We start from the raw sequence: 24,373 nt of genomic DNA, 5'->3' as shown, positions 1-24,373 counted from the left end.
GGCCCGCAACGCGTACGTTGCGGGCCCTTCCGTATGGCGGTGTGCCGGTGGTGCGCCGTGCGGTGCGGTCAGCTCTCGCTGCGCCGCAGGCTCGGCTTCAGGTCCTTGAAGCGGGCCAGCAGCCCGTTCACGAACGAGGGCGACTCGTCCGTCGAGAACTCCTTGGCCAGCTGGACGGCCTCGTCGATGGCCACGGCGTCCGGGGTGTCGTCCACCCAGATCAGCTCGTAGGCACCGAGCCGCACGATGTTCCGGTCGGCGACCGGCATGCGGTCGAGCTCCCAGTCCACGGCGTAGGTGACGATCAGGTCGTCGATGCGGTTCACCTTGTCCGCGTAACCCTCGACGAGGTCCATCGTGAAGGCGCTGACCGGCGGCTGCCGGTCGTCCGACCGCGCGTGGCGGATCCAGTCCGCGAGGACCTCGCGAACGGGCACGTCACGCTGGTCGGCCTCGAAAAGGATCTGAAAGGCGCGCTTGCGCGCATTGCTCCGAGCAGCCACGGGTTAGTTGCTCTTCCGGCCGAGGTAGTCGCTGGTGCGGGTGTCGACCTTGACCGTCTCGCCGGTGGTGACGAAGAGCGGGACCTGGATCTCGTAGCCCGTCTCCAGGGTGGCGGGCTTGGTGCCACCGGTGGAGCGGTCGCCCTGGACGCCCGGGTCGGTGTGCTCGATCTTCAGCTCGACCGCGGCCGGGAGCTCGACGTAGAGCACCTCGCCCTCGTGCTGGGCGACGGAGGCGGTGAAGCCCTCGATCAGGAAGTTGGCGGCGTCGCCGACAGCCTTCTTGTCCACCATCAGCTGGTCGAAGGTGGTCATGTCCATGAAGACGAAGTACTCGCCGTCCATGTAAGAGAACTGCATGTCACGGCGGTCGATGGTGGCCGTCTCGACCTTCGTGCCGGCGTTGAAGGTCTTGTCGACGACCTTGCCGGAGAGCACGTGCTTGAGCTTGGTGCGCACGAAGGCCGGGCCCTTGCCGGGCTTGACGTGCTGGAACTCGACGACGGACCAGAGCTGGTCACCGTCGAGCTTGAGCACCATGCCGTTCTTGAGGTCGTTCGTGGAAGCCACGGTTGCGGAATCTCCTGCACTGGAAGACCACGGGTGCGCGCACAGCCCGGCGGAGCGGGCTAGAGCGCGAGCAGCTCCTTGGTCGTAATGGTGAGTAGCTCGGGACCGCCGTCCGCCTCGGGGCGTACGACGAGCGTGTCATCGATCCGGACACCTCCCCGGCCCGGGAGGTGAACCCCCGGTTCGACGGTGACCGGCACGCAAGCGTCCAGTTTACCCATTGCCGTAGGTGCAAGCTGCGGGTCCTCGTCGATTTCGAGGCCGACGCCGTGCCCCATCGACGGAGCGAGGGCTTCCGCGTGGCCTGCGGAGTCCAGGACGGAGCGCGCCGCGTGGTCCACGTCCCGGTACGCGGCCCCGGGAACCAGGGCCTCGCGGCCCGCCCGCTGGGCCGTGAAGACGAGGTCGTACAGGTCGATCTGCCAATCGGCGGGGCTGGTCCCGATCACGAAGGTACGCCCGATCTCGCACCGGTAGCCCCGGTAGCCGGCGCCCATGCAGACCGAGAGGAAGTCGCCCTCCTCCACCCTGCGGTCGGAGGGCCGGTGCCGGGAGCGCCCGGAGTGCGGGCCGGTGCCCACGGAGGTCGGGAAGGCGGGGCCGTCCGCCCCGTGGTCGACGAGCCGCCGCTCCAGCTCCAGGGCGAGGTGCCGTTCGGTGCGGCCGACGAGGATGGACTCCAGCAGCTCGCCCAGGGCCTGGTCGGCGATCTCCGCGGCGATCCGCAGGCAGGCGATCTCCTCCTCGTCCTTGACGAGGCGCTGCTGCTCGACGGCGGTCCCCAGGTCGGCGAGGTGCAGCTTGGGCGCGACGGATCGCAGGGCCCGGTGCCGGCCGACGGTGAGGTGGTGTTCCTCGACGGCGAGCGAGTCGGCCCGTACGGAGGCGGCCATGTCGGCGGCCGCGACGGCCGGGTCCCCGCCGGGGGCCCCGAGGACGGAGACTCTGAGGCGCTCGTCGAGGCGCCCCTCGTCGGCCTCGCCGGTGGGCGCGCCGGCGCAGAACAGCACGTCCTCGGTGGGCCCGACGAGCAGCACGGCGCCGAGCGGGGACGCCCCGGTGAGGTAGCGGACGTTCGCCGGACGCGTGATCAGCGCGGCGGCGTTCCCCGCGGCGGCGCATCGGTCGCGAAGCAGGCCCCGGCGGGCGGCGTACACGTCTGACATGTTTTCGAGCGTACGAGCGCCGGGCGGATCCGGCCCGGCGAGCGCGTCCGGTCGGGCGGCCGGCGCCGCTCGGGGCGGGACCGCGCGAGCCCGCCGACGGCGGAGGGTGCGGCCGCCCAGCCCGCGTACGGGAGCCGGGGGACGCCCCGGCGGCGGCACGCCGCAGGTCGGCCACGCGGCCGGCGCTACCAGCCCCCCGGTGTCGCCAGGGCACGCGCCAGGACCTCGTCGAGGGCGCGGGCGGTGCCCTCGACGTCCAGGTGGGAGTTGTCGATGATCGGCAGGCCGGAGCCGTACCAGCCGGCCATGCGGCCGTGGATCCGCGCCACCTCCTCGTCGGAGAGCCGGCGGTTGCCGGAGCGGGCCGCGTTCCGCTCCAGGACGATCTCCAGGCCGGGCAGGAGCACCACCGGCAGCAGCGTCGGGCCCACGTGCCGTTTCCAGCCGCCCAGCCCGACCACGGGCCGGTCCGGGAAGACGGCGTCGTCCAGGATGCAGGAGATCCCGTTCGCCAGATAGTTGCGTGCGGCGAAGCCGCAGGTGCGACGCGCGAGCCGGTACTGGGCCTCGGAGTGCTCGTTCCAGCCCGCCTGCGGGTCGGCGAAGCCGGAGCAGACCCACTCGCGGACGTCGTCCAGGCTGATGTGGGCGGTCGCCACGGGCCGGCTGCCCGCCCAGTGCCGGGCGACGGTGGTCTTCCCGGCGCCGGCCGGACCGATCAGCAGCACGGCGAGGACGGCCCCTCCGGTCCCCGCGACCGCGGGCGGCAGCGGGATGTGCCCGGTGCTCTCCGGCACCGGCTGTGCCATGTGCCCGGGCGGGGGCTGCTGCGGCGGCTGGTGGGCGGACTGCGGCGGGGAAGAACCCGGCCAGCCCTGCGCCGGGGGTATCGGCGGCTGCGGCGGCGCCGCCGGGTGCGGTCCCGGCTGTCCCCAGCCCGCGCCCCCCACTCCTTGCTGCATCCGCTGCCACTCCGTCTCGTTCCGGCGACTGATGCGAGAACGTTATATGACCGCAGGGGTCGGACCGTCCACCAGCACCGCCAGGCAGAGTGTCAGCTGGCGATCTCGTCCGCCAGTGCGCGCAGCGCCAGCCGGTACGAACCGATCCCGAAGCCCGCCACCGTCCCGGTCGCCACCGCGGCGATGACCGAGGTGTGCCGGAACTCCTCGCGGGCGTACGGGTTCGAGATGTGCACCTCGATCAGCGGCGCCGTGCGCTGCGCGGCCGCGTCCCGCATGCCGTACGAGTAGTGCGTGAAGGCCCCGGGGTTGATGACCACGGGGACCTTCCCGTCCGCCGCCTCGTGCAGCCAGCGGATCAGCTCGCCCTCGTCGTTGGTCTCGCGGACCTCGACGTCGAAGCCGAGCTCCTCGCCCAGCGAGCGGCAGCTCTCCACCAGTCCCGCGTACGAGGTCGCACCGTACACGTCGGGCTCGCGCGAGCCGAGACGGCCCAGGTTCGGGCCGTTCAGCACCAGCACGCGCCGGCTCACGCCGACACCTCACCGTAGGCGGCGATCAGGTGGGCCGGGTCGGGCCCCTCCAGGACGGTCGGCTTGCCCAGCCCGTCGAGGACGATGAAGCGCAGCAGGTTGCCGCGGGACTTCTTGTCGAGCTGCATGGTCTGGAGCAGCTTGGGCCACTGGTCGCCGCGGTAGGTCAGCGGCAGGCCCACCGAGGCGAGCACCGCCTTGTGCCGGTCGGCCGTCGCGTCGTCCAACCGGCCCGCGAGCCGGCCGAGTTCGGCCGCGAAGACCATGCCGACCGAGACGGCCGCGCCGTGCCGCCACTTGTAGCGCTCGTTCTTCTCGATGGCGTGCGCGAGGGTGTGGCCGTAGTTGAGGATCTCGCGGAGTCCGGCCTCCTTGAGGTCGCTGGAGACGACGTCGGCCTTGACCTGGATGGAGCGCACGATGAGCTCGGCGGTGTGCGGGCCCCCGGGCGTCCGGGCCGCCTGCGGGTCCGCCTCGATCAGGTCGAGGATCACCGGGTCGGCGATGAATCCGGCCTTGATGACCTCGGCGAGGCCGCTGACGTAGTCGTTGACGGGCAGCGAGTCCAGCGCGGCAAGGTCGCAGAGCACACCGGCCGGCGGGTGGAAGGCGCCGACGAGGTTCTTGCCCTCGGCGGTGTTGATGCCGGTCTTGCCGCCGACGGCCGCGTCCACCATCGCGAGGACGGTGGTCGGTACGGCGACCCAGCGCACTCCGCGCAGCCAGCTGGCCGCGACGAAGCCCGCGAGATCGGTGGTGGCTCCCCCGCCGACGCCGACGATGACGTCGGTACGGGTGAAGCCGGACTGGCCGAGGGCCTTCCAGCAGTAGGCGGCCACCTCGACGGTCTTGGCCTCTTCGGCGTTCGGCACCTGGATGGCGATCGCCTCGTAGCCCTGCTCGGCCAGGTCGTCGCGCAGCGCCTCACCGGTCGAGGCCAGCGCCTCGGGGTGGATCACGGCGACCCGCTGGGCCTTCGTACCGATCAGGGAGCCGAGCTCGCCGAGCAGCTGCCGCCCGACCAGCACGTCGTACGCGTCGTGTCCGGCGCTCGCGCCGACGTGGATCCGCGTCACCTGGTCTGTCATACGTCCTTCAACTCCAGAGCGTCGAGGACCGCCTGGGCGACCTCTTCGGGGGTGCGGTCGTCGGTGGCCACCACGACGCGCGCGACTTCGGTGTACAGGGGGCGCCGGGCGTCCATGAGCTCACGCCACTGGCGGCGCGGGTTGACGGCGAGCAGCGGGCGCGCGGCGCCGAGACCCACGCGCCGTACGGCTTCCTCGACGTCCATCGACAGATAGGCGACGGGCAGGCCGGTCAGAAGCCTGCGGGTGCCCTCGTCGAGGACGGCGCCGCCGCCGAGGGCGAGGACTCCGCGGTGCTCGGCGACGGCGGCCGCGACCGCCTGCCGCTCCAGCTCGCGGAAGTACGGCTCGCCCTCGTCGACGAAGAGTTCGGAGATCTCCCGGCCCTCGGCCGCGACGATGTCGGCGTCCGTGTCCCGGTAGGGGACGCCGAGCCGCTCGGCGAGCAGCGCTCCCACCGTGGACTTGCCGGACCCCATGGGGCCGACGAGGACGACGACCGGTCCGCTCGGTCCGCCCGTCACCGGATCTGCAGGTGGTCGAGGTAGGACTGGACGTTGCGGCGGGTCTCGGGGACCGAGTCTCCGCCGAACTTCTCGACGACGGCGTCGGCCAGCACGAGGGCCACCATGGCCTCGGCGACGATGCCGGCGGCCGGCACGGCGCACACGTCGGAGCGCTGGTGGTGGGCCACCGTCGCCTCACCGGTCGCCACGTCGACGGTCGCGAGGGCGCGCGGGACGGTCGCGATGGGCTTCATCGCGGCCCGTACGCGCAGCAGTTCGCCGGTGGTCAGGCCGCCCTCGGTGCCGCCTGCGCGGCCGGAGGTGCGCTTGAGGCCCTCGGGGGTGGAGACGATCTCGTCGTGCGCCTTCGAGCCGGGCACGCGGGCGAGCTCGAAGCCGTCGCCGACCTCGACGCCCTTGATGGCCTGGATGCCCATGAGGGCGGCGGCGAGGCGTGCGTCGAGGCGGCGGTCCCAGTGGACGTGCGAGCCGAGGCCGACCGGGACTCCGTACGCCAGCACCTCGACGACGCCGCCGAGGGTGTCGCCGTCCTTGTGGGCCTGGTCGATCTCCGCGACCATCGCCTTGCTCGCGTCGGCGTCGAGGCAGCGCACCGGGTCGGCATCGAGCTTCTCGACGTCGGCGGGGGTCGGGTAGACGCCGTACGGGGCCTTGGCCGCCGCCAGTTCCACCACGTGCGAGACGATCTCGATGCCCGCGACCTCCTTGAGGAAGGACCGGGCGATCGCACCGAGGGCGACGCGAGCGGCGGTCTCGCGGGCGCTGGCGCGCTCCAGGATCGGCCGGGCCTCGTCGAAGCCGTACTTCTGCATGCCCGCGAGGTCGGCGTGGCCGGGCCGCGGACGGGTCAGCGGCGCGTTGCGGCCGGTGTCCTTGAGCAGCGAGGGGTCGACCGGGTCGGCCGACATGACCGTCTCCCACTTGGGCCACTCGCTGTTGCCGACCATGACCGCCACGGGCGAACCCAGCGACAGACCGTGCCGCACGCCGCCCAGGAAGGTGATCTCGTCCTGCTCGAACTTCATCCGGGCACCGCGGCCGTAGCCGAGCCGGCGCCGGGCCAGGTGGTCGGCCACCAGCTCGGTCGTGACCGGGACGCCGGCGGGAAGGCCCTCCAGCGTCGCCACCAGTGCCGGTCCGTGCGACTCCCCGGCGGTCAGCCAACGCAACCTGCTCAACGATGCTCCTCATGCTCGCGCCTGGTACAGCGACGGCGCGATCGGGTGCGCGGCCCGGACCCGCCTCACCCGATCCTCCCATGTCCCGGCCGGTGCACCGCCCTCCGGTCCAACTGTCGGACGGCGGAGCCCCGCACCCGCTCCGCCGGGCACCCGCATCACAGAGCAAGATCGGCATCACCATGCGCCACGCCGGCGGGAAACAGCCGGGAGCGGGATGCGTTCCGGGTGGAGTCGACGACCGCGGCTCGCAACCTCAGTGGGCCGCCGAGAGGGCCGCGAGGCCCGCCCGCCGCATCACTTCGAGCGGCGCCGGGGAGCACCCCGTCATCCGTTCGACCTGCAGGACCGCCTGGTGCACCAGGAGGTCCAGGCCTCCGAGGAGCTTGCCCCCGCGATGCGACCAGGCGGCGGCGAGGGCCGTCGGCCACGGGTCGTAGAGGACGTCGAAGAGGGTGCCCGGGGCAGCGGGTACGGCAGCGGCCAGGGCGTCGGTGGCACCGGCCGGGGTGGTGGCGATGACCAGCGGCGCGGCCAGCGCCTCGGCGGCATCGGACCAGTCGGCCGTGTGGACGGGGACGCCGAGCCGCTCGCCCCACTGCCGCATCTCGTCGGCGCGGGCCCGCGAGCGGACGTAGGCCGTCACCCGGCCGGTGCAGATCCGCGAGAGGGCGGCGAGCGCCGAGGAGGCGGTGGCCCCGGCGCCGAGGATGGCGGCCGAGGACACCTTCTCGACGCCGCGCTCGCGGAGCGCGGCGACGATGCCGGGGATGTCGGTGTTGTCCCCGAGGCGGCGGCCGTCCTGCGTGAGGACGACCGTGTTGACCGCCTCGACGGAGGCGGCCGTGTCGCTGATCTCGTCGAGCAGCGGGATGACCGCCCGCTTGAGCGGCATGGTCAGCGACAGCCCGGCCCACTCGGGGCCGAGGCCGGCGACGAACCCCGGGAGCGCGGTCTCGTCGATCTCGAAGCGGTCGTACGACCACTCCTCGAGGCCGAGCTCCTGGTAGGCGGCACGGTGCAGCACCGGTGAGAGTGAGTGCTCGATGGGCGAACCCAGCACCGCGGCCCGTATCCGTGACATGTCCTGCTACCCGCCGTTCTTCTGCTTCTGCCGCGTCTGGAACTCGTCGACGAGCTTCAGGTGCTCCTCGTAGGTCTGGGTGAAGGTCGTCTTGTCGCCGTCCACCGACACGAAGAACATCCAGCCGCCGTTGTCCGGGTTGAGCGTAGCGGTCAGGGCGTCCGCGCCCGGGTTTCCGATCGGGCCGGGAGGCAGGCCCTTGACGAAGTGCGTGTTGTAGGGGTGGTCGAGCGCCCTGGCCTCCTTGATGGAGAAGTTGAGCTCGCTCGAGCCCTTGATGTAGTTGTACGTCGAGTCGAACTCGAGCTTCTGGTTCGTGACGTCGTTGCTCTTCTTGAGGCGGTTGTAGACGACCTCGGACATCTTTCGGAAGTCGTCGTGGTTCTTGCCCTCGGCGTTGACGAGGCTGGCGACCGTGACCACCTGGAGCGGATTCTCCAGGCCCAGCTCCTTGGCCTTGCCCTCGATGCCCAGCTCGGAGTACTTGTCGCTCGCGTTCTTGACCATCTGCTTGAGCAGGGACTCGGGGGTGCTGTCCTTGCTCAGGTCGTAGCGCATCGGGAACAGGAAGCCCTCGAGCGGGTCGATGAGCTTCTGGTTGGCGCCGGCCCACGCCGGCAGTCCGAGGTTCTTGGCCTCGCGCAGGGCGATGTCCCGGGTGGTGCCGTCCGGCTTGCCCAGCTTCTTGTCGATCGCCTCGTACACCTTGGCATTGCGCATGCCCTCCGTGACGGTGAGGACGTTCAGCTTGCTGGGGTCGATCATCAGCGCGACGGCGGCCGCACCCGACATCTTCTTCCGCATCGGGTAGACGCCGGGCTGAATGGACTTGCCCTTGGGGTTGACGTCGGCAGCCGTGGTGAACGCCTCCACGCTCGCCACGACGCCGTTCTTCTTGAGGATGTTGCCCATCTGGGCCAGGGAGGATCCCTTGGGGATCTCGACGTCGACCGTCTCTCCGCTGCCCTCGCCCGTGTAGTCCTCGGCCGTGGCGAACCGGTCCTTCAGGTACGTGTAGCCGTAGTAGCCGCCACCGCCGACCACGCCGATGATGACGACGGCGGCGATCAGGCAGGCCATGCCGCTGCGCTTCTTGGGCTTGCCGCCCTTCGAGCGGCCACCGCGGCGACCGTCGTCACCGTCGTCGTCGCCGTCGTCGTGACCGCCGCCGGCGAGGAAGCCGCCCTCGGGCTCCTCCTCCTCGAGCTCCTCGACCGGTTCCGGCTCCAGGTGGCGCCGGCTCGGGGGCTGCGGCGGCGGGTAGGCCTCGGCCGTCGTGTAGAGGTCGGGGGCCTCGCCGGGGTAGCCCGCGACGGACTGCTGTGCGTAGGGGTCGGCGCCCATGTAGGGGTCGGCCTGCACGGCGGCCACGTACGGGCCCTGGCCGGTGTCCCAGCCCTGGCTGTCGTACACCGGCTGCTGGGTGGCCTGGGGCTGCGCCTGCTGCGGGGCGTAGGCCTGCTGCTGGGGGGCGTACGCCTGCTGCTGCGGGGCATAGGCCTCCTGCTGCGCGGCGTACTGCTGGTCGGGGTACGGCTGCTGGTACTGCTGCTGGTACTGCTGCTGCTCGTACTGCTGCTGCTCGTACTCCGGATACCGCTGGTACTGCTGGGGGTATTCCTGCTGGTACTGGGGCTCCTGCGGATACTCCTGCTGCGGGGCACCGGCGTAGGGCGCCTGACCCTGCTGGGTCTGGTGCCCGGTCCACCCCTGGTCCCCGTACAGGGGATCCTCGGGGTGCCACGGTTCGGGGCCACGGCCCCGGCCATACTCAGTCATCGGTCCCCTAGAGCCGCGAGACGGAGGCCGCGGACTCCGTCGTCCGTGGCACCCGGTTCCGCCTCTTTGACGGTGGGCGACGGCTGTTCGAATGCCGTCTCATCGCGCGGAACGTTACCGTATCGCGATCAGACAACCACTTCGACGCACTCACCGGGCGGATTACCTGATACCCGTTCGGTCTCAAGAGCGTTTTGAAGGATCACCACAGCGGCCGCCTGATCGATGACCGACCGGCCCTTCTTCGCGTTCCTGCCGGAGGCCCGCAGACCCTGGGCGGCGGTGACCGTGGTCATCCGCTCGTCCACCAGACGGACCGTCACCGGCTTGATCCCCTTGGCGAGTTCGTTCGCGAAGACACGCACCTTGGCCGCGGCCGGCCCCTCCCGCCCGCTGAGCGAGCGGGGGAGGCCGACCACGACTTCGAGGGGCTCGTACTCTTCGACGAGCTGCCGCAGCCGCCGGTGGGCGAAGGGGATGTCCCGACCCGGAACGGTCTCCACCGGTGTGGCCAGCACCCCGTCGGGGTCGCACGAGGCGACCCCGATCCGGGCGTCCCCGACATCGATGGCGAGCCGGCGGCCGCGGCGCAGAGTCATCGTCAGGCCGTCTCTACGACGAGGCGCTCGACGGCGCTGATGGCCTCCGGGACGGCGGCCGGGTTCTGGCCGCCGCCCTGGGCGACGTCCGGCTTGCCGCCACCGCCGCCGCCGAGGGTCTTGGCGGCCGTACGGACCAGGTCACCGGCCTTGAGACCGCGCTCGCGGGCCGCCTCGTTGGTGGCGATGACGGTCAGCGGGCGGTCGTTCGCCACGGTGAACAGGGCCACGACCGCCGGGCGGTCGCCGGGGATGCGGACGCGCACGTCGAGGACCAGCTTGCGCAGGTCGTCGGCGCCGATGCCGTCCGCCACCTGGCCCACGACCAGGGCGACGCCGTGGATGTCCTGGGCGTTGGCGGCGAGACCGGCGGCGGCCTGCAGGACCTTCTCCGCGCGGAACTTCTCGATCTCCTTCTCGGCGTCCTTCAGCTTGCCGAGCATGGAGGCGATCTTCTCCGGCAGCTCCTCCGGACGGCCCTTGACCAGCTCCTGGAGCTGGGCGACGACCGTGTGCTCCTTGGCGAGGAAGTTGTACGCGTCCACGCCGACCAGGGCCTCGACGCGGCGCACGCCGGAACCGATGGAGGACTCGCCGAGCAGCTTCACCAGGCCCAGCTGGGCGGTGTTGCCGACGTGCGTGCCGCCGCACAGCTCCTTGGAGAAGTCGCCGATGGTGACGACCCGCACACGCTCGCCGTACTTCTCGCCGAACTCGGCGATGGCACCCTGCTTCTTCGCCTCGTCGATGCTCATGATCTCGGCGGTGACGTCGAGCTCACGGGAGAGCACGTCGTTGATCTTCTGCTCGACGTCGGTGAGGACCGCACCGGGAACGGCGTTCGGCGAGCCGAAGTCGAAGCGGAAGCGGCCCGGCGAGTTCTCGGAACCGGCCTGGGCGGCCGTGGGGCCCAGCGCGTCGCGCAGCGCCTGGTGGGTGAGGTGCGTGGCCGAGTGGGCGCGGGCGATGGCCCGGCGGCGGTGGACGTCGATGGCGGCGTACGCGGAGGCGCCCACCGTCACCTCGCCGACCTGCACGGAGCCCTTGTGGACGGAGACGCCCGGGACCGGCTGCTGGACGTCGCGGACGACGATGACGGCGCCGGAGTCGAGCTTGATGCGGCCCTGGTCGGCGAGCTGGCCGCCGCCCTCGGCGTAGAAGGGCGTGCGGTCGAGGACGACCTCGACGTCGTCGCCCTCGGAGGCGGCGGGCGCCGAGACGCCGTTGACCAGGAGGCCGACGATGGTGGACTCGCCCTGGTTGGTGGCGTAGCCGGTGAACTCGGTGCCGCCGGCGCGGTCGGCGATCTCCCGGTACGACGAGACGTCGGCGTGGCCGGTCTTCTTGGCCTTGGCGTCGGCCTTGGCGCGGTCGCGCTGCTCCTGCATCAGGCGGCGGAAGCCGGTCTCGTCCACGGAGAGGCCCTGTTCGGCGGCCATCTCCAGGGTGAGGTCGATCGGGAAGCCCCAGGTGTCGTGGAGCAGGAACGCCCTTTCGCCGGAGAGGACCGTGCCGCCGGCGGCCTTGGTCTCGCTCACGGCGGTGTCGAGGATGTTCGTGCCGCCCTTGACGGCCTTGAGGAAGGCGGCCTCTTCGGCGAGCGCGACGGTCTCGATGCGCTTGCGGTCGGTGACGAGCTCCGGGTACTGCTGCCCCATCGTGCCGATCACGACGTCGACCAGGGCCTGGACGACCGGACCCGTGGCGCCCATGAGGCGCATGTTGCGGATGGCGCGGCGCATGATGCGGCGCAGCACGTAGCCGCGGCCCTCGTTGCCGGGGGTGACGCCGTCGCCGATGAGCATGACGGAGGTGCGGATGTGGTCGGCGACGACGCGCATGGACACGTCGGTGTCCTTCGCGGCGCCGTACTGGACACCGGTCAGCTCGGTGGCCTTGTCCATGACCACGCGCAGGGTGTCGGTCTCGTACATGTTCTGCACGCCCTGCAGGATCATGGCGAGACGCTCGAGGCCCAGACCCGTGTCGATGTTCTTCGACGGCAGGTCGCCGAGGATCGGGAAGTCTTCCTTCCCGTCGCCGGCGCCGCGCTCGTACTGCATGAAGACCAGGTTCCAGATCTCCACGTAGCGCTCGTCGTTGACCGCCGGGCCGCCCTCGACGCCGAACTCCGGGCCGCGGTCGTAGTTGATCTCCGAGCACGGGCCGCAGGGGCCGGGGACGCCCATGGACCAGAAGTTGTCCTTCTTGCCCAGACGCTGGATGCGCTCGGCGGGGACGCCGATGACGTCGCGCCAGATCGTCTCGGCCTCGTCGTCGTCGAGGTAGACGGTGATCCAGAGCTTCTCGGGCTCAAGGCCGTAGCCGCCGTCCGCCACGGAGCTGGTCAGCAGCTCCCAGGCGTACTTGATGGCGCCTTCCTTGAAGTAGTCCCCGAAGGAGAAGTTGCCGCACATCTGGAAGAACGTGCCGTGCCGGGTGGTCTTGCCGACCTCTTCGATGTCCGGCGTACGGACGCACTTCTGCACGCTGGTGGCGCGGGGGGCCGGGGGCTTGGTCTCGCCGAGGAAGTACGGCTTGAAGGGGACCATGCCCGCGTTGACCAGCAGCAGAGTCGGGTCGTCCGCGATGAGCGACGCCGAAGGGACAACGGCGTGACCGCGCTCCTCGAAGAAGCTCAGCCAGCGGCGGCGAATCTCAGCCGACTCCATCAGTGGTCCTCATTCCGGTCGTACGAAAACTTGGGTCGGGGGGTGGTCTTGTCGTTCTCGATGGCCCGCAGCCGCCGCGGCCCGGGAAGGGCGGTGACGTTGTCGGGCCGGTCGGGGTCCTGGTGGAGCCCCAGTGCATCGTTCAGCTCGTCCTCGCGCTGCGTCATTCCCGCCTTGACGTCGAGGGCGAAGTCCTTGAGGCGGTGCCCCGCCTCCACGGCCTTCTCGGCCGCCTGGGCTGCGAGGCTTTCCGGCGTCAGCTTCTTGAGCTGGCGGTTGACCTTGGTGGTGGCCCACACGCCGGCGGCTGCGCCTGCGGTGAACCAGAAGGCTCGGCGGAACATCGGCGGTCTCAGCCCTTCTGCTTCCGGCGCCGGGCCGCCGGCACCGTACGGCCGACGATCACGGTACGGCTGTCGCCATCGCTGCGTGAACGTCGGGATGTGTTCGGCGGCATGCCGTTCGAGCTCGCGGCATCGCCCTTGCCCAGCGCCTTGCGGACGCCGTAGGCGAAGGACGCGACCTTCACCAGCGGCCCGCCGAAGGCGGAGGCCACGGTGGAGGACAGGGCGGAGGCGTTGGAGGTGACCTCCTGCACGTCGCTCGCGATGGCGTCGACCCGGTCGAGCTGGGTGCGCGCGGAGCGGACGGTGGTGGAGGCGTCGGCCAGCAGCGGGACCGCCTGGTCGGTCACCTCGGTCACCAGCTTGGTGGTCGCCCTGAGCACCTGGGCCAGCCTCGCCAGCGCCACGGCGAGGAACGAGATCAGGATGGCCCAGAAGACGGCCACGATGATCCCGGCCACCTCTACACCGGACACGTCACACCGCTCTCTGTCTGTGCCTGAAACTCTGGCTTGCTGATTCCTGCAAATGGCCCTCCGACCCTATCGCGCCGGAGATCCCGGGCCGTACCGCAATTCCGGTACGGAGGGCACCGTCTTGAACGCAGTGCATCCGGACCAGTACTCTCCGTGTCCCATGCGACAGAGACCCCTTCCAGACACCGCCAGGGGCAATCTTCCCTCGGAGCTGAGCCGGTTCATCGGGCGGGGTGCCGAACTGGCCCGGCTGGGAGGGCTCCTGGAGTCCTCGCGGCTGGTGACGGTGACCGGCGTGGGCGGGGTGGGCAAGTCCCGGCTGGTCCTCGCGGCCGCCCGGTCGGCGGCCGAGGCCTCGCGGGGCCCGGAAGGGTCGCCGGGCTCGGAGGGGGCGCGGCGCTCGGAAGGCTCGGAAGGCTCGGAAGGCTCGGAAGGCTCGGAAGGCTCGGAAGGCTCGCAGGAACGCTACTGCGACGGCGTGTGGCTGGCCGAGCTGGCCGCCGTACGGGATCCGGCACTGCTGGAGCTGACCCTCTCCGAGGCACTCGGGCTGACCGACCACACCACCCGGCCTCCCCGGACCGTCCTGGCCGAGCACCTGGCCGGGCGGCGGCTGCTGCTGGTCCTGGACGGCTTCGAGCAGTTGGTCGACGAGACCGCCGAGCTGCTCCGGGAGCTGCTGCGCCGCTCCCCCGGCCTGCACGTGCTCGCGGCGGGCCGGCGCCCGCTGGCCGTGGAGGGCGAGCTGACGTTCCCGCTGGCCCCGCCGGGCCCGGAGGACGCGCTGGCCCTGCTGGCGGTGCGGGCGGCCGCGGCAGACCCGGCCTTCGCCGTGACACCGGCGAACCGCGCGGCACTGGCCGAGGTGTGCGCCCGACTCGACGGGATCCCGCTCGCCTTGGAGCTGGCGGCGGCCCGCCTGCGGACGCTGTCCCCCGCGCAGGTGCTGGACCGGCTGGAGGACCGCTTCGCGCTGCTGACGGGAGTCGAGCGCGGGGGGCTCCCCCGGCATCGTGCGCTGCGTACGGCCATCGGGTGGAGCCACGAGCTGTGCACGCCGGCGGAGCGGCTGCTGTGGGCGCGGCTGTCGGTGTTCGCGGGGCAGTTCGACCTCGACGCCGTCGAATACGTGTGCGCGGGCCTGGATCTGCCCGTGGCGGACGTGCTGGACCTCGTCGGGGAGCTCCTCGACCAGTCCCTGCTGGTCCGGGAGGAGACGGCCGCCGGCGTGCGCTTCCGGATGCTGGAGACCGTACGGGCCTACGGGGCGGGCTGGCTGGAGTCGCTGGGCGACACCGAGCGGCTGCGGCGGCGCCACCGGGACTGGTACGTGGGGCTGGCGACCTGGTGCGAGCTGGACTGGTTCAGCCCGCGCCAGCAGGAGGTGGCGGCCCTGGTCGAGGCGGAGCTGGCCAACCTCAGGCTCGCCCTGGAGTGCTGCCTGGACGAGCCGGACGAGGTGCACCTGGGCCAGTACCTGGCGGGGACCCTCTGGTTCTACTGGGCGGGCTGCGGGCGCCTGACCGAGGGGCGGCACTGGCTGGACCGGAGTCTGGAGCCCACGGGCCGGGCGGTGACGGAGTACGAGAACTCGCGGCTGAAGGCCCTGTGGGTGCTGGGGTACGTCGCGGCCCTGCAGGGGGACGCGACGGCATCGATGAGCGCCCTGTACGAGTGCCGGGACGGAGCCGCGCGAAGCGGGAACCCGGTGGCGGCGGCCTACGCGGTGCACCGGCTGGGCTGTCTGGCACTGGTCTCGGACGACATGACGCGGGCCCGGGAGCTGCTGGGCGCGGCGCTGGAGCAGTACCGGGCGGCCGGCGAGCTGAACAGCAATGTGCTGATGTGCCAAGTGGAACTGGGGATGGCACTGGCCTTCCAGGGCGACCTGCCCGGGGCGCTGGCGCTGTCCCGGGAGGTCCGGGAGATCTGCGAGGAGCACGGGGAGCGCTGGACGAAGGCGTACGCCCTGTACGTCCTCGCCTACGCGGCTCTGGATGCCGGGTGCACGGAGGAGGCCCGGCGTCTGCTGACCGAGTGTGTGGTGATCAACCACGCCTTCCATGATCTGGTCGGGCTGGTGCTCGCCCTGGAGCTGCTCGCGCTGGTCACGGTGGCCGAGGGCGATCCGGCGGAGGCCGCGGTGCTGCAGGGCGCGGCGGAGCCGATGTGGGGCGGGGTGGGGCTGCAGCTGTTCGGCTCGGGGTACTTCAACGCCCCTCGGCTGATGTGCCGGGAGCGGGCGGGCGAACTGCTGGGCGCCGAGCGGTACGCGGCGTGCGCGGCCGAGGGGCGGGAACTGAGCCGCGAGGCCCTGGTCGGGCGCGCCCAGTGCAGGCCCGAGGAGCGGGGCGGGGGTGGGGTTCCGGCGCCCCGGCCGGCGTGGCCGAGCGGCCCCCGCGGGTCCCGGGTGTCGCGCCGCGCGGCGGCGGACAAGCCGTAGCCCCACGGCCCGGCGGACGGCTGCGGCCCTCGCGGACCCGGCCGTAGGCCCGCGGCGCGGCGGCGCGGGGGCTTGTGGCGCCTGCGGCCGGGAAAGCGAAACCCGCCGCCCCCCGGAGGGGACGGCGGGCTTCGACCAGCCTGTGAGGGCTACGCCTGCATCAGCGGGCGTAGTACTCGACGACGAGCTGCTCGTCGCAGATGACCGGGATTTCCTTGCGGTTCGGGTCGCGGTCCAGGCGGAAGGCCAGGGCCTTCAGGTTGACCTGCAGGTAGCGCGGGGTCTCGCCCTCGCCTGCGTAGCCACCCTCACGGGCAACCTGGAACGGAACCTTCTCGCGGCTGCGCTCACGCACGGTGATGACGTCGTCCGGGCGGACACGGAACGACGGCTTGTCGACCTTGTCACCGTTGACCTCGATGTGGCCGTGAACGACCATCTGGCGGGCCTGGTAGATGGTGCGGGCGATGCCCGAACGCAGAACCAGGGCGTCGAGACGACGCTCGAGCTCGACGACAAGCGCCTCGCCCGTCTTGCCTTCGGCCTTCTTGGCGCGGTCGTACGCGCGGGCCATCTGACGCTCAGAGATGTCGTACTGAGCGCGCAGACGCTGCTTCTCGAGCAGACGAACCTTGTAGTCCGAGTTCTGCTTGCGGCCACGGCCGTGCTCGCCCGGCGGGTAGGGGCGGGCCTCGAAGTACTTGACGGCCTTCGGGGTCAGCGCAATGCCGAGGGCACGCGACTTCTTGACCTTGGGTCGCTTCTGGTTCACGTGGAACCTACCTCCATGTAAGTTAGGTGAGGCTTACCTTAGCGAGGAGGACGTAATGTCTCGACCACATGGGATCCCCCTGCCCAGTGCGCATCGAAGTTCAGATCCCAACGAAACGGAATCTGCTTTCGACGACGATAGGCAAGGTCAGCCGCGTCCCAGGGAAGGCGTTCGGCAGCTCACCGGAGCCGAACGCGTACGAACCCTCGTAGAGTCCAACGCCTCAGTATCCCTCACCCTGATCGGTGCTCGTGACAGTCACGAGCACGAAGAGTTCGGGACAGGGCTGCCGGCCGCTCGGACCGTCACCCCGGACGGGGACGTGATTCTCCTTGTTTCCGGGGAATCCACGGCTGCCAGAGCAGCCGCTCACGCCCAGGACGACGACCTCACCGCCGTGATCGAGATCACGGATGTGGCGCCGGTGTCCGTGCCCCATCGTATCCGAGGCCGCGCCTGGCTGGCCGGGTGGCTGACGCCGGTGCGCGGGGACGACCGCGCGGCCTGCGCCGCACTGCTCGCGGAGCGGCACCCGGTGGGCGAGCTGCTGGGCATGGGCGAGTCCCTCGACGCCCCGCACACCGGCCGTCCGGCCTGGATGATGCTGCGCCTGGAGGTCGGCGAGATCTCGGTGGACGACCTGTGGGGCGCCGAGCACGTGGACCCGGACGACCTGGCCGCGGCGGAGCCGGACCCGATGGTCGCGCACGAGACGGAGCTGCTCCAGCACCTGCACTGCGCCCACGGCGACCGGATCGGTGAGCTGGGCGGCCTGCTCGGCTCCCGCGAGCGGCACGGCATGACCGCCGTGCCGCTCTCCCTGGACCGCCTGGGCCTGCGCGTCCGCTTCACCGGCGGCGCCGCCGGCTCCTTCGACGCCCGCTTCGACTTCCCGGAGCCGGTGACGGACATCTGCGGCCTGCGCCGGGCGATGCACACCCTGTTCTCGGCCGCCTCCTTCTGAGAACAGGTGGACGTCTCGCGTTTCCGGCGGCCCGCTCGGCCTTCGGGCGGGACCGGTTCGCGGCGGCGCCGCAGTCAGGACCCGCCGCGAAGCCGTTCCCGGACCTTCTCCACCACGTCCGCGTAGCGGGCCTCCGCTCCGTACCGCGTCGGCTCGTAGTACCGCTTCCCGTGGATCTCGTCCGGCGCGTACTGCTGCGCCGCGATCCCGCCCGGCACGTCGTGGGGGTACACGTACCCCTGCGCGTGCCCCAGCTTCGCCGCGCCCTTGTAGTGCCCGTCCCTCAGGTGCGGCGGGACGGAGCCCGCCAGCCCGGCCCGCACGTCGGCCAGCGCCGCGCCGATCGCGGTCGTGGCGGTGTTCGACTTCGGGGCCAGCGCCAGCGCGATCGTCGCGTGCGACAGGGTCAGCGCGGCCTCCGGGAAGCCGATCATCGCCACCGCCTGGGCCGCGGCCACCGCGATGGGCAGCGCCGTCGGATCCGCCAGGCCGATGTCCTCGCTCGCCGAGATCATCAGGCGGCGCGCGATGAACCGGGGGTCCTCCCCCGCCTCGATCATCCGCGCCAGGTAGTGCAGCGCGGCGTCCACGTCCGAGCCGCGAATCGACTTGATCAGCGCGCTCGCCACGTCGTAGTGCTGGTCGCCGTCCCTGTCGTACTTGACGGCCGCCCGGTCGACCGCCTCCTCGACCGTCTGGAGGCTGATCTCCTCCTCGCCCTTGGCGATGGCCGACCCGGCCCCCGCCTCCAGCGCGGTCAGCGCCCGGCGGGCGTCGCCGCCGGCGATCCGCAGCAGATGCGCCTCGGCGTCCGCAGGCAGGGTGACCGCACCGCCCAGGCCCCGCTCCTCGGTGAGCGCGCGCCGCAGCAGCGCGCTCAGGTCGTCGTCCGTCAGCGGTTCGAGCGTGAGCAGCAGCGACCGCGACAGCAGCGGGGAGATGATCGAGAAGTACGGGTTCTCCGTGGTGGCCGCGATGAGTGTCACCCAGCGGTTTTCGACGGCCGGGAGGAGCGAGTCCTGCTGCGCCTTGCTGAAGCGGTGGATCTCGTCGAGGAAGAGGACGGTGTCCTTGCCGTAGCCACCGGCGGCGCGCCGTGCGCCCTCGATGACGGCCCGTACCTCCTTGACGCCCGCCGTGATGGCGGAGAGTTCCACGAAACGCTTCTGCGTGGCCTGGCTGACCACGTACGCCAGGGTGGTCTTTCCGGTGCCCGGCGGGCCCCACAGGATCACCGACGAGGCACCGGCCGGGCCGCCGGCCCCTTCCCCGACCAGCCGCCGCAGCGGTGATCCGGGCTTCAGCAGGTGCTGCTGGCCGACCACCTCGTCCAGGGTGCGCGGGCGCATCCGGACGGCGAGCGGAGAGGTCGAGGGATCCTTCTCCTGGCGGTCTTCGGCAGCGGCGGTGAACAGGTCTGGTTCCACACAGGAAGCCTATGCGAGCCCACCGACAGTCCCGCCGCGCCCGGTCAGGCCGTCCAGAAGTCCCACCAGCGCGTCAGGATCAGCATCCCGATGATCCCGACGTGGAGCACCGGCAGGACCCAGGTGAACTCGTCGAGGAAGGCCTTCAGCCAGCCCGGCGCCGGCAGCAGCCCCTCGCGGACGTTGTGCGCGGTGACGTACCAGAACATGAAGATCGTGGCGACCCAGGCCAGGCAGCACCACAGGCACAGCGAGTTGATGTTGTAGAGGGACTGATAGGTCAGCCAGGCGCAGAAGACGACGCCGAAGAGGGTGCCGGCGTTCAGCGTCAGCCAGTACCAGGGACGGAACCGGGCCCCGGCCAGCATGCTCATGCCGACGCAGATCACGATGCCGTAGGCGACGAGCCCGAGCATGGGGTTCGGGAAGCCGAAGGCGGCCGCCTGGTCGCTCTGCATGATGTTGCCGCAGGAGACGATCGGGTTCAGGCTGCAGGCCGGCTTGAAGTCCGGGTCCTCCAGCAGCTTGAACTTGTCGAGGGTGATCACCCAGGCCGCGAGCAGACCCGCGGCCCCCGTGATCACGAGCAGCAGGGCCAGGGCCCGGCTTCCCCCGACGGTCGTCCCCCGGGCGGTGTCCGTGTCCGTACCTCGTGTCGTCATACCGCCCGCTCCACATCTGCAAGGTCAACAAGCACCGGCCATTGTGCCGTACCGGGCTGTGCCGCCACCGTTTACTGCGCATAAGCGGCCTCCCTCCCCGGCGCCGGAACCGCGAAGGGCGGGGCGGGGTCCGCGCAGCGGCTCCCACCCCGCCCCGGGAGGCGGCGGACGTCAGGCCAGACGGGCCTGGACGGTGGCGACCAGGTCGGCGACGGCCACGGCCGTCTGATCGCCGGACTCCATGTCCTTCAGCTGGACGACGCCCTCGGCGAGGTCGCGGTCCCCCGCGACCAGCGCGAAGCGCGCACCGCTGCGGTTCGCGTCCTTCATGGCGCCCTTGAGGCCCTTGCCTCCGTACGACATGTCCGCCGCGACGCCCGCCTTGCGCAGCTGCGTCACCAGCCCGAACAGGACCGGCTTGGCCTCACCCAGGGCCACGGCGAACACCGAGGTCGACGCCGGGATGTCGAGTTCGACGCCCTCGGCCTCGAGCGCGAGCACCGTACGGTCGACGCCGAGCGCCCAGCCCACCGACGGCAGCGCCGGTCCGCCGATCATCTCGGACAGGCCGTCGTAGCGGCCGCCGCCGCCCACCGCCGACTGCGAACCCAGACCGTCGTGGACGAACTCGAAGGTGGTCCGCGTGTAGTAGTCCAGCCCGCGCACCAGCTTCTCGTCGTCCTCGAAGGCGACCCCGGCCGCCGTCACCAGGCTCCGGACCTCCTCGTGGTACGCCTTGCACGCGTCGCACAGGTAGTCCCGCAGCATCGGCGCGCCGACCAGCTGCTTCTGTACGTCGGTCCGCTTGTCGTCGAGGACGCGCAGCGGGTTGATCTCGGCGCGGCGCACGGTCTCCGCGTCGAGGTCGAGACCGCCGAGGAAGGCCTGGAGCGCCTCCCGGTACACCGGGCGGCACTCCTTGTCGCCCAGCGAGTTCAGCAGGATCCGGAAGTTGCGCAGGCCCAGCGAGCGGTACGCCTGGTCGGCCAGGATGATCAGCTCGGCGTCCAGCGCCGGGTCCTCGGCGCCGATCGCCTCGGCACCGACCTGCGAGAAGTGGCGGTAGCGGCCCGCCTGCGGCTTCTCGTAGCGGTAGTACGAGCCCGAGTACCAGAGCTTGACCGGCAGGTTGCCCTTCTTGTGCAGGCTCGCCTCCAGCGCCGCACGCAGCACCGAGGCCGTGCCCTCGGGGCGCAGGGCCAGCTGGTCGCCGCCCTTGGTCTCGAAGGCGTACATCTCCTTGGAGACGATGTCGGTGGACTCGCCCACGCCTCGGGCGAACAGGCCCACGTCCTCAAAGCCGGGCGTCTCGATGTAGCCGTAGCCGGAGTTCCGGAGGGGGGCCGCGATGGCCTCGCGCACCGCCAGGTACTTCACGGAAACCGGCGGGATCAGGTCGTACGTGCCCTTGGGGGCCTGAAAAGTAGCCACGAAACTCTCGTCACATTCCTCGTCGTGGAGCGGCGGTGTGATCCGCTGCCAGGCCGGCGGCGACCTCCCGCAGATACGGGTTGGTCGCGCGCTCGCGGCCGATGGTGGTCTGGGGACCGTGGCCTGACAGCACCACGGTCGAGTCGTCGAGCGGCAGGCATACGCGGGCCAGCGACTCGAGCATCTCGGCGTGGGAGCCGCCGGGCAGGTCGGTGCGTCCGACGGAGCCGGCGAAGAGCAGGTCGCCCGAGAAGAAGACCGGCGGGATGTCGGCCAGCTCGGGCATCCTGAAGGTCACCGACCCCTTGGTATGCCCCGGCGCGTGCGCCACGGAGAAGTCCATTCCGGCCAATCTCAGGGCGGCGCCGTCGGTCAGCTCGCGGACGTCGTCCGGCTCCCCCACGGTCAGCTCTCCCATGAGGGGCATCCCGATGGAGCGGCCGAGGGCCTTCTCCGGGTCGCTCATCATGTAGCGGTCCTCGGGGTGGATCCAGGCCGGTACGTCGTGTGCTCCGCACACCGGGACCACCGAGGCCACATGATCGATGTGGCCATGGGTCAGCACGACCGCGACGGGCTTGAGCCGATGCTTCTTCAGCGTCTCCTCGACACCCTGGGCGGCCTGGTGGCCCGGGTCGATGATGACGCACTCCTCGCCGGCGGCGGGGGCGACCACGTAACAGTTGGTGCCCCAAGCCCCAGCGGGGAACCCGGCAATCAGCACGTTCGTCCTCAATCGTCGTCCGGCGGGAGGCTGCAGATCCGAATCTGCTGCTCAGAGCCTACCGGCGCCGCTCATTACACAGCGAACCCATATACGGTACGGCCTATCCCAGCCCGGACAGCAGTATCAGACACGTACAAGGAGACGACCCGGTGGTCACGAGCGATCAGCGGCGGCGACAGCTCGCCAGGGAGAAGTACGAGCGCCAGCAGAAGCGCCGGGCCGAGGCCCGGAGGAAGGCGCGCCGGCGGGCGGCCGTGATCGGCGCGGCGGTGGCCGTGGTGATCGCGACGCTGGTCGGCCTGATCGTGGGCGGCGTCTTCGACAAGGGCAAGAAGGACCAGGCCGCGGACCCGGCGGCGACCCCGTCGGCCTCGGCCTCGGCGCCCGAGCCAAAGCAGTCCCCCTCGCCGGAGATGGCGATCGACCAGAAGGCGAAGTACACCTTCGCGCTGAAGACCAGTGCGGGTGACGTCAACTTCACGATGGACGCGGCGAAGACCCCGCAGACCGTCAACTCCTTCAAGTCGCTCGCCGACAAGGGCTACTTCGACAACACGAAGTGCCACCGCCTGACGGCCGGCGGGATCTTCGTGCTCCAGTGCGGCGACCCCGAGGGCACCGGCAGGGGCGGCCCGGGCTACAACATCCCGGACGAGAACCTGGACTCGCTCGGCAAGGCGAACGAGCAGGGCCAGGTCGTCTACCCGGCGGGCACGGTGGCGATGGCCAACACGGGCCAGCCCGGCTCGGGCGGCAGCCAGTTCTTCCTGGTCTACAAGGACAGCCCGCTGGCGCCGTCCTACACCCCGTTCGGCAAGATCGACGCGGCCGGCCTGAAGGTCCTGGAGGACATCGCCAAGGCCGGGACGGCCGACGGCGGCCAGGACGGCCCGCCGAAGACCGAGGTCAAGATCGAGAAGGGCGCGGTCACGCAGAACTGACGGGATGCGGCGGCCCCGGGCCCGGTGAACCGGCACCCCGCACGTCGATATTCCGTCGTGCGGGATGCGGACAGCCGACCCGGCGGTCGCCTATGTTTGCGTTGTGCAGGGCGGGCGCTGCCCGCCCCAGGAAACTGTGGACGATGCCCAGGGGGTGAACCCCTCGGAGGCATCAGGTGGAGGAGGCGCTGTGAGCAGCGACCCGTGGGGCCGAGTCGACGAGACGGGCACCGTGTACGTGCGTACTTCCGATGGCGAGAAGGTCGTCGGTTCGTGGCAGGCGGGCACCCCTGAGGAGGCCCTGGCCTATTTCGAGCGCAAGTACGAGGGCCTGGTGGTCGAGATCGGCCTCCTCGAAAAGCGGGTGCGGACCACTGATCTGTCCGCCAAGGACGCCCAGACGGCGATCGACCACCTGCGCACGCAGGTCGACGAGCACCATGCGGTGGGTGACCTGGACGCCCTGCGCGTGCGACTGGACAAGCTGGTCACGACCGTGGAGTCGCGGCGCGAGGAGCGCAAGGCCCAGAAGGCCAAGCAGACGGACGAGGCCCGTGCGGCCAAGGACGCGCTGGTCGTCGAGGCCGAGCAGCTCGCGCAGAGCGACCAGTGGCGCAGTGCCGGCGAGCGTCTGCGCGCCCTGGTGGACATCTGGAAGGGTCTGCCGCGCCTGGACCGCAAGTCGGACGACGAGCTGTGGCACCGCTTCTCGCACGCCCGTTCCGCCTTCTCCAAGCGCCGCAAGGCGCACTTCGCCTCGCTGGACGCCCAGCGCGAGGACGCCCGCAAGGTCAAGGAGAGGCTGGTCGCGGAGGCCGAGTCGCTGTCGAAGTCGACCGACTGGGGCCCCACCGCGGCCCGCTACCGCGAGCTGATGGCGGACTGGAAGGCGGCCGGCCGGGCGCAGCGCGAGTCCGAGGACGACCTGTGGAACCGTTTCCGCGGTGCGCAGGACGTGTTCTTCGCGGCCCGCAGCGAGGTCTTCGCCGAGCGCGACGCCGAGCAGACGGAGAACCTGAAGATCAAGGAGGAGCTGGCCGACGAGGCCGAGAAGCTCGTCCCGATCACGGACCTGAAGGCGGCCCGTGCCGCATTCCGCTCCCTCAACGAGCGCTGGGAGGCCGTCGGCCACGTGCCGCGGGACGCCCGGCCGAAGGTCGAGGGCCGGATGCACGCGGTGGAGCGGGCGATCCAGGAGGCCGAGGAGGGCGAGTGGCGTCGTACGAACCCGGAGGCGCGGGCGCGTGCGGCCGGTCTGACGGGTCAGCTCCAGGCGGCGGTCGACAAGCTGCGTGAGCAGATCGACGCGGCGCGCGCCGCGGGCAACAACGCGAAGGCCGACAAGCTGTCCCGGGAGCTGGAGGGCCGCCAGGCCCTGCTGGACCAGGCGCTGAAGGGCCTGGAGGAGTTCGGCGGCTGACGCCGGACAGCAGCGTGCGGGCGGGGCCCCCCCCGGGTTACGGTGGGGGCGCCCCCCCAATTTACAGTGACCGAAGGGCCCCGGTTGCGGTCACCGGAGGGCCCC

At 71.2% G+C, this 24,373-nt stretch carries 23 protein-coding genes; 4 read left to right on the top strand and 19 right to left on the bottom strand.

Annotation, left to right across the window (positions count from 1 at the left end; translation table 11 throughout):
• Positions 1 to 68 precede the first annotated feature (68 nt).
• The 14 genes from nusB to ACWGIF_RS31210 all read right to left on the bottom strand — a co-directional run bounded on the left by nusB (position 69) and on the right by ACWGIF_RS31210 (position 13,481).
• Complete coding sequence (nusB, locus tag ACWGIF_RS31275) at positions 69 to 503, bottom strand: transcription antitermination factor NusB (RefSeq protein WP_326592200.1); 435 nt, start codon at positions 501 to 503, stop codon at positions 69 to 71.
• A 3-nt stretch (positions 504 to 506) separates the two neighbouring features.
• Positions 507 to 1,073, bottom strand: a complete 567-nt coding sequence (gene efp, locus ACWGIF_RS31270) for an elongation factor P (RefSeq protein WP_030008757.1) — start codon at positions 1,071 to 1,073, stop codon at positions 507 to 509.
• Positions 1,074 to 1,132: 59 nt separating this feature from the next.
• Positions 1,133 to 2,239 carry an aminopeptidase P family protein gene (locus tag ACWGIF_RS31265; protein WP_453502506.1) on the bottom strand — a complete coding sequence of 369 codons (1,107 nt, stop codon included), beginning with the start codon at positions 2,237 to 2,239 and terminating at the stop codon, positions 1,133 to 1,135.
• Between the two features lie 185 nt (positions 2,240 to 2,424).
• Positions 2,425 to 3,201: an AAA family ATPase gene (locus ACWGIF_RS31260; protein WP_453502505.1), complete on the bottom strand. Its 777-nt coding sequence runs from the start codon at positions 3,199 to 3,201 to the stop codon at positions 2,425 to 2,427.
• A 92-nt stretch (positions 3,202 to 3,293) separates the two neighbouring features.
• Positions 3,294 to 3,734 (bottom strand): type II 3-dehydroquinate dehydratase, encoded by a 441-nt coding sequence (gene aroQ / locus ACWGIF_RS31255; RefSeq protein WP_453502504.1) that lies wholly within the window; start codon positions 3,732 to 3,734, stop codon positions 3,294 to 3,296.
• Positions 3,731 to 4,822 (bottom strand): 3-dehydroquinate synthase, encoded by a 1,092-nt coding sequence (aroB, locus tag ACWGIF_RS31250; protein WP_453502502.1) that lies wholly within the window; start codon positions 4,820 to 4,822, stop codon positions 3,731 to 3,733. The genes aroQ and aroB overlap by 4 nt, the downstream gene beginning before the upstream one ends.
• Complete coding sequence (locus ACWGIF_RS31245; RefSeq protein WP_453502510.1) at positions 4,819 to 5,301, bottom strand: shikimate kinase; 483 nt, start codon at positions 5,299 to 5,301, stop codon at positions 4,819 to 4,821. The genes aroB and ACWGIF_RS31245 overlap by 4 nt, the downstream gene beginning before the upstream one ends.
• A 41-nt stretch (positions 5,302 to 5,342) precedes the next feature.
• Positions 5,343 to 6,527, bottom strand: a complete 1,185-nt coding sequence (gene aroC / locus ACWGIF_RS31240) for a chorismate synthase (protein WP_453502501.1) — start codon at positions 6,525 to 6,527, stop codon at positions 5,343 to 5,345.
• 256 nt (positions 6,528 to 6,783) lie between these two features.
• A complete protein-coding gene (locus ACWGIF_RS31235; protein WP_453502499.1) occupies positions 6,784 to 7,611 on the bottom strand; it encodes a shikimate dehydrogenase in 828 nt (275 codons plus the stop codon).
• Positions 7,612 to 7,617: 6 nt separating this feature from the next.
• Entirely contained in the window at positions 7,618 to 9,390 is a 1,773-nt protein-coding gene (gene mltG, locus ACWGIF_RS31230; RefSeq protein ID WP_453502497.1) for an endolytic transglycosylase MltG, read from the bottom strand.
• A 128-nt stretch (positions 9,391 to 9,518) separates the two neighbouring features.
• Positions 9,519 to 9,989, bottom strand: coding sequence for a Holliday junction resolvase RuvX (gene ruvX, locus ACWGIF_RS31225; protein ID WP_073920293.1), 471 nt, complete (start codon positions 9,987 to 9,989; stop codon positions 9,519 to 9,521).
• A 2-nt stretch (positions 9,990 to 9,991) separates the two neighbouring features.
• On the bottom strand, positions 9,992 to 12,661 hold the full coding sequence (alaS, locus tag ACWGIF_RS31220; protein WP_453502495.1) for an alanine--tRNA ligase: 2,670 nt from the start codon (positions 12,659 to 12,661) through the stop codon (positions 9,992 to 9,994).
• Positions 12,661 to 13,005: a DUF6167 family protein gene (locus ACWGIF_RS31215; protein ID WP_453502494.1), complete on the bottom strand. Its 345-nt coding sequence runs from the start codon at positions 13,003 to 13,005 to the stop codon at positions 12,661 to 12,663. The genes alaS and ACWGIF_RS31215 overlap by 1 nt, the downstream gene beginning before the upstream one ends.
• Before the next feature lie 8 nt (positions 13,006 to 13,013).
• Positions 13,014 to 13,481, bottom strand: coding sequence for a DUF948 domain-containing protein (locus ACWGIF_RS31210; RefSeq protein WP_453502493.1), 468 nt, complete (start codon positions 13,479 to 13,481; stop codon positions 13,014 to 13,016).
• Positions 13,482 to 13,641: 160 nt separating this feature from the next.
• Here ACWGIF_RS31210 and ACWGIF_RS31205 point away from each other — a divergent pair, with 160 nt between their 5' ends.
• Positions 13,642 to 15,924 carry an ATP-binding protein gene (locus ACWGIF_RS31205; RefSeq protein ID WP_453502492.1) on the top strand — a complete coding sequence of 761 codons (2,283 nt, stop codon included), beginning with the start codon at positions 13,642 to 13,644 and terminating at the stop codon, positions 15,922 to 15,924.
• A 160-nt stretch (positions 15,925 to 16,084) separates the two neighbouring features.
• On the opposite strand, the gene rpsD is transcribed toward ACWGIF_RS31205, so the two are convergent.
• A complete protein-coding gene (gene rpsD, locus ACWGIF_RS31200) occupies positions 16,085 to 16,696 on the bottom strand; it encodes a 30S ribosomal protein S4 (RefSeq protein WP_008740451.1) in 612 nt (203 codons plus the stop codon).
• A gap of 286 nt (positions 16,697 to 16,982) precedes the next feature.
• Here rpsD and ACWGIF_RS31195 point away from each other — a divergent pair, with 286 nt between their 5' ends.
• A complete protein-coding gene (locus tag ACWGIF_RS31195) occupies positions 16,983 to 17,660 on the top strand; it encodes a DUF2470 domain-containing protein (RefSeq protein WP_453502508.1) in 678 nt (225 codons plus the stop codon).
• A gap of 74 nt (positions 17,661 to 17,734) precedes the next feature.
• Here ACWGIF_RS31195 and ACWGIF_RS31190 read toward each other — a convergent pair whose 3' ends face one another.
• From ACWGIF_RS31190 to ACWGIF_RS31175, 4 genes are all read right to left on the bottom strand, one after another.
• Positions 17,735 to 19,087, bottom strand: a complete 1,353-nt coding sequence (locus ACWGIF_RS31190) for a replication-associated recombination protein A (protein ID WP_453502490.1) — start codon at positions 19,085 to 19,087, stop codon at positions 17,735 to 17,737.
• A 44-nt stretch (positions 19,088 to 19,131) separates the two neighbouring features.
• Positions 19,132 to 19,749 (bottom strand): vitamin K epoxide reductase family protein, encoded by a 618-nt coding sequence (locus ACWGIF_RS31185; RefSeq protein WP_453502489.1) that lies wholly within the window; start codon positions 19,747 to 19,749, stop codon positions 19,132 to 19,134.
• A gap of 171 nt (positions 19,750 to 19,920) precedes the next feature.
• Positions 19,921 to 21,180 carry a histidine--tRNA ligase gene (gene hisS / locus ACWGIF_RS31180; RefSeq protein ID WP_453502488.1) on the bottom strand — a complete coding sequence of 420 codons (1,260 nt, stop codon included), beginning with the start codon at positions 21,178 to 21,180 and terminating at the stop codon, positions 19,921 to 19,923.
• 10 nt (positions 21,181 to 21,190) lie between these two features.
• The gene (locus tag ACWGIF_RS31175) at positions 21,191 to 21,904 is read right to left on the bottom strand and encodes an MBL fold metallo-hydrolase (RefSeq protein ID WP_453502486.1); all 714 of its coding nucleotides are present in this window, start codon (positions 21,902 to 21,904) and stop codon (positions 21,191 to 21,193) included.
• Between the two features lie 152 nt (positions 21,905 to 22,056).
• Between ACWGIF_RS31175 and ACWGIF_RS31170 the strand changes: the two genes are divergently transcribed.
• Positions 22,057 to 22,848, top strand: coding sequence for a peptidylprolyl isomerase (locus ACWGIF_RS31170; protein ID WP_453502485.1), 792 nt, complete (start codon positions 22,057 to 22,059; stop codon positions 22,846 to 22,848).
• A gap of 190 nt (positions 22,849 to 23,038) precedes the next feature.
• On the top strand, positions 23,039 to 24,268 hold the full coding sequence (locus ACWGIF_RS31165) for a DUF349 domain-containing protein (RefSeq protein ID WP_453502484.1): 1,230 nt from the start codon (positions 23,039 to 23,041) through the stop codon (positions 24,266 to 24,268).
• The last annotated feature ends 105 nt before the right edge of the window (positions 24,269 to 24,373 follow it).

This window comes from Streptomyces sp. NPDC054849 (assembly GCF_053610945.1).
The sequence above is the reverse complement of the archived record's forward strand: the minus strand, read 5'-3'. Positions and strand labels throughout refer to the sequence as shown.

What these genes read in the sequence shown, in the direction of transcription:
- ACWGIF_RS31265 (WP_453502506.1), bottom strand. Translation starts at nt 2,239, where the DNA reads ATGTCAGACGTGTACGCCGCCCGCCGGGGCCTGCTTCGCGACCGATGC.
- ACWGIF_RS31260 (WP_453502505.1), bottom strand. Translation starts at nt 3,201, where the DNA reads ATGCAGCAAGGAGTGGGGGGCGCGGGCTGGGGACAGCCGGGACCGCAC.
- aroB (WP_453502502.1), bottom strand. Translation starts at nt 4,822, where the DNA reads ATGACAGACCAGGTGACGCGGATCCACGTCGGCGCGAGCGCCGGACAC.
- ACWGIF_RS31245 (WP_453502510.1), bottom strand. Translation starts at nt 5,301, where the DNA reads ATGGGGTCCGGCAAGTCCACGGTGGGAGCGCTGCTCGCCGAGCGGCTC.
- ACWGIF_RS31235 (WP_453502499.1), bottom strand. Translation starts at nt 7,611, where the DNA reads ATGTCACGGATACGGGCCGCGGTGCTGGGTTCGCCCATCGAGCACTCA.
- mltG (WP_453502497.1), bottom strand. Translation starts at nt 9,390, where the DNA reads ATGACTGAGTATGGCCGGGGCCGTGGCCCCGAACCGTGGCACCCCGAG.
- ruvX (WP_073920293.1), bottom strand. Translation starts at nt 9,989, where the DNA reads ATGACTCTGCGCCGCGGCCGCCGGCTCGCCATCGATGTCGGGGACGCC.
- alaS (WP_453502495.1), bottom strand. Translation starts at nt 12,661, where the DNA reads ATGGAGTCGGCTGAGATTCGCCGCCGCTGGCTGAGCTTCTTCGAGGAG.
- ACWGIF_RS31215 (WP_453502494.1), bottom strand. Translation starts at nt 13,005, where the DNA reads ATGTTCCGCCGAGCCTTCTGGTTCACCGCAGGCGCAGCCGCCGGCGTG.
- ACWGIF_RS31205 (WP_453502492.1), top strand. Translation starts at nt 13,642, where the DNA reads ATGCGACAGAGACCCCTTCCAGACACCGCCAGGGGCAATCTTCCCTCG.
- ACWGIF_RS31185 (WP_453502489.1), bottom strand. Translation starts at nt 19,749, where the DNA reads ATGACGACACGAGGTACGGACACGGACACCGCCCGGGGGACGACCGTC.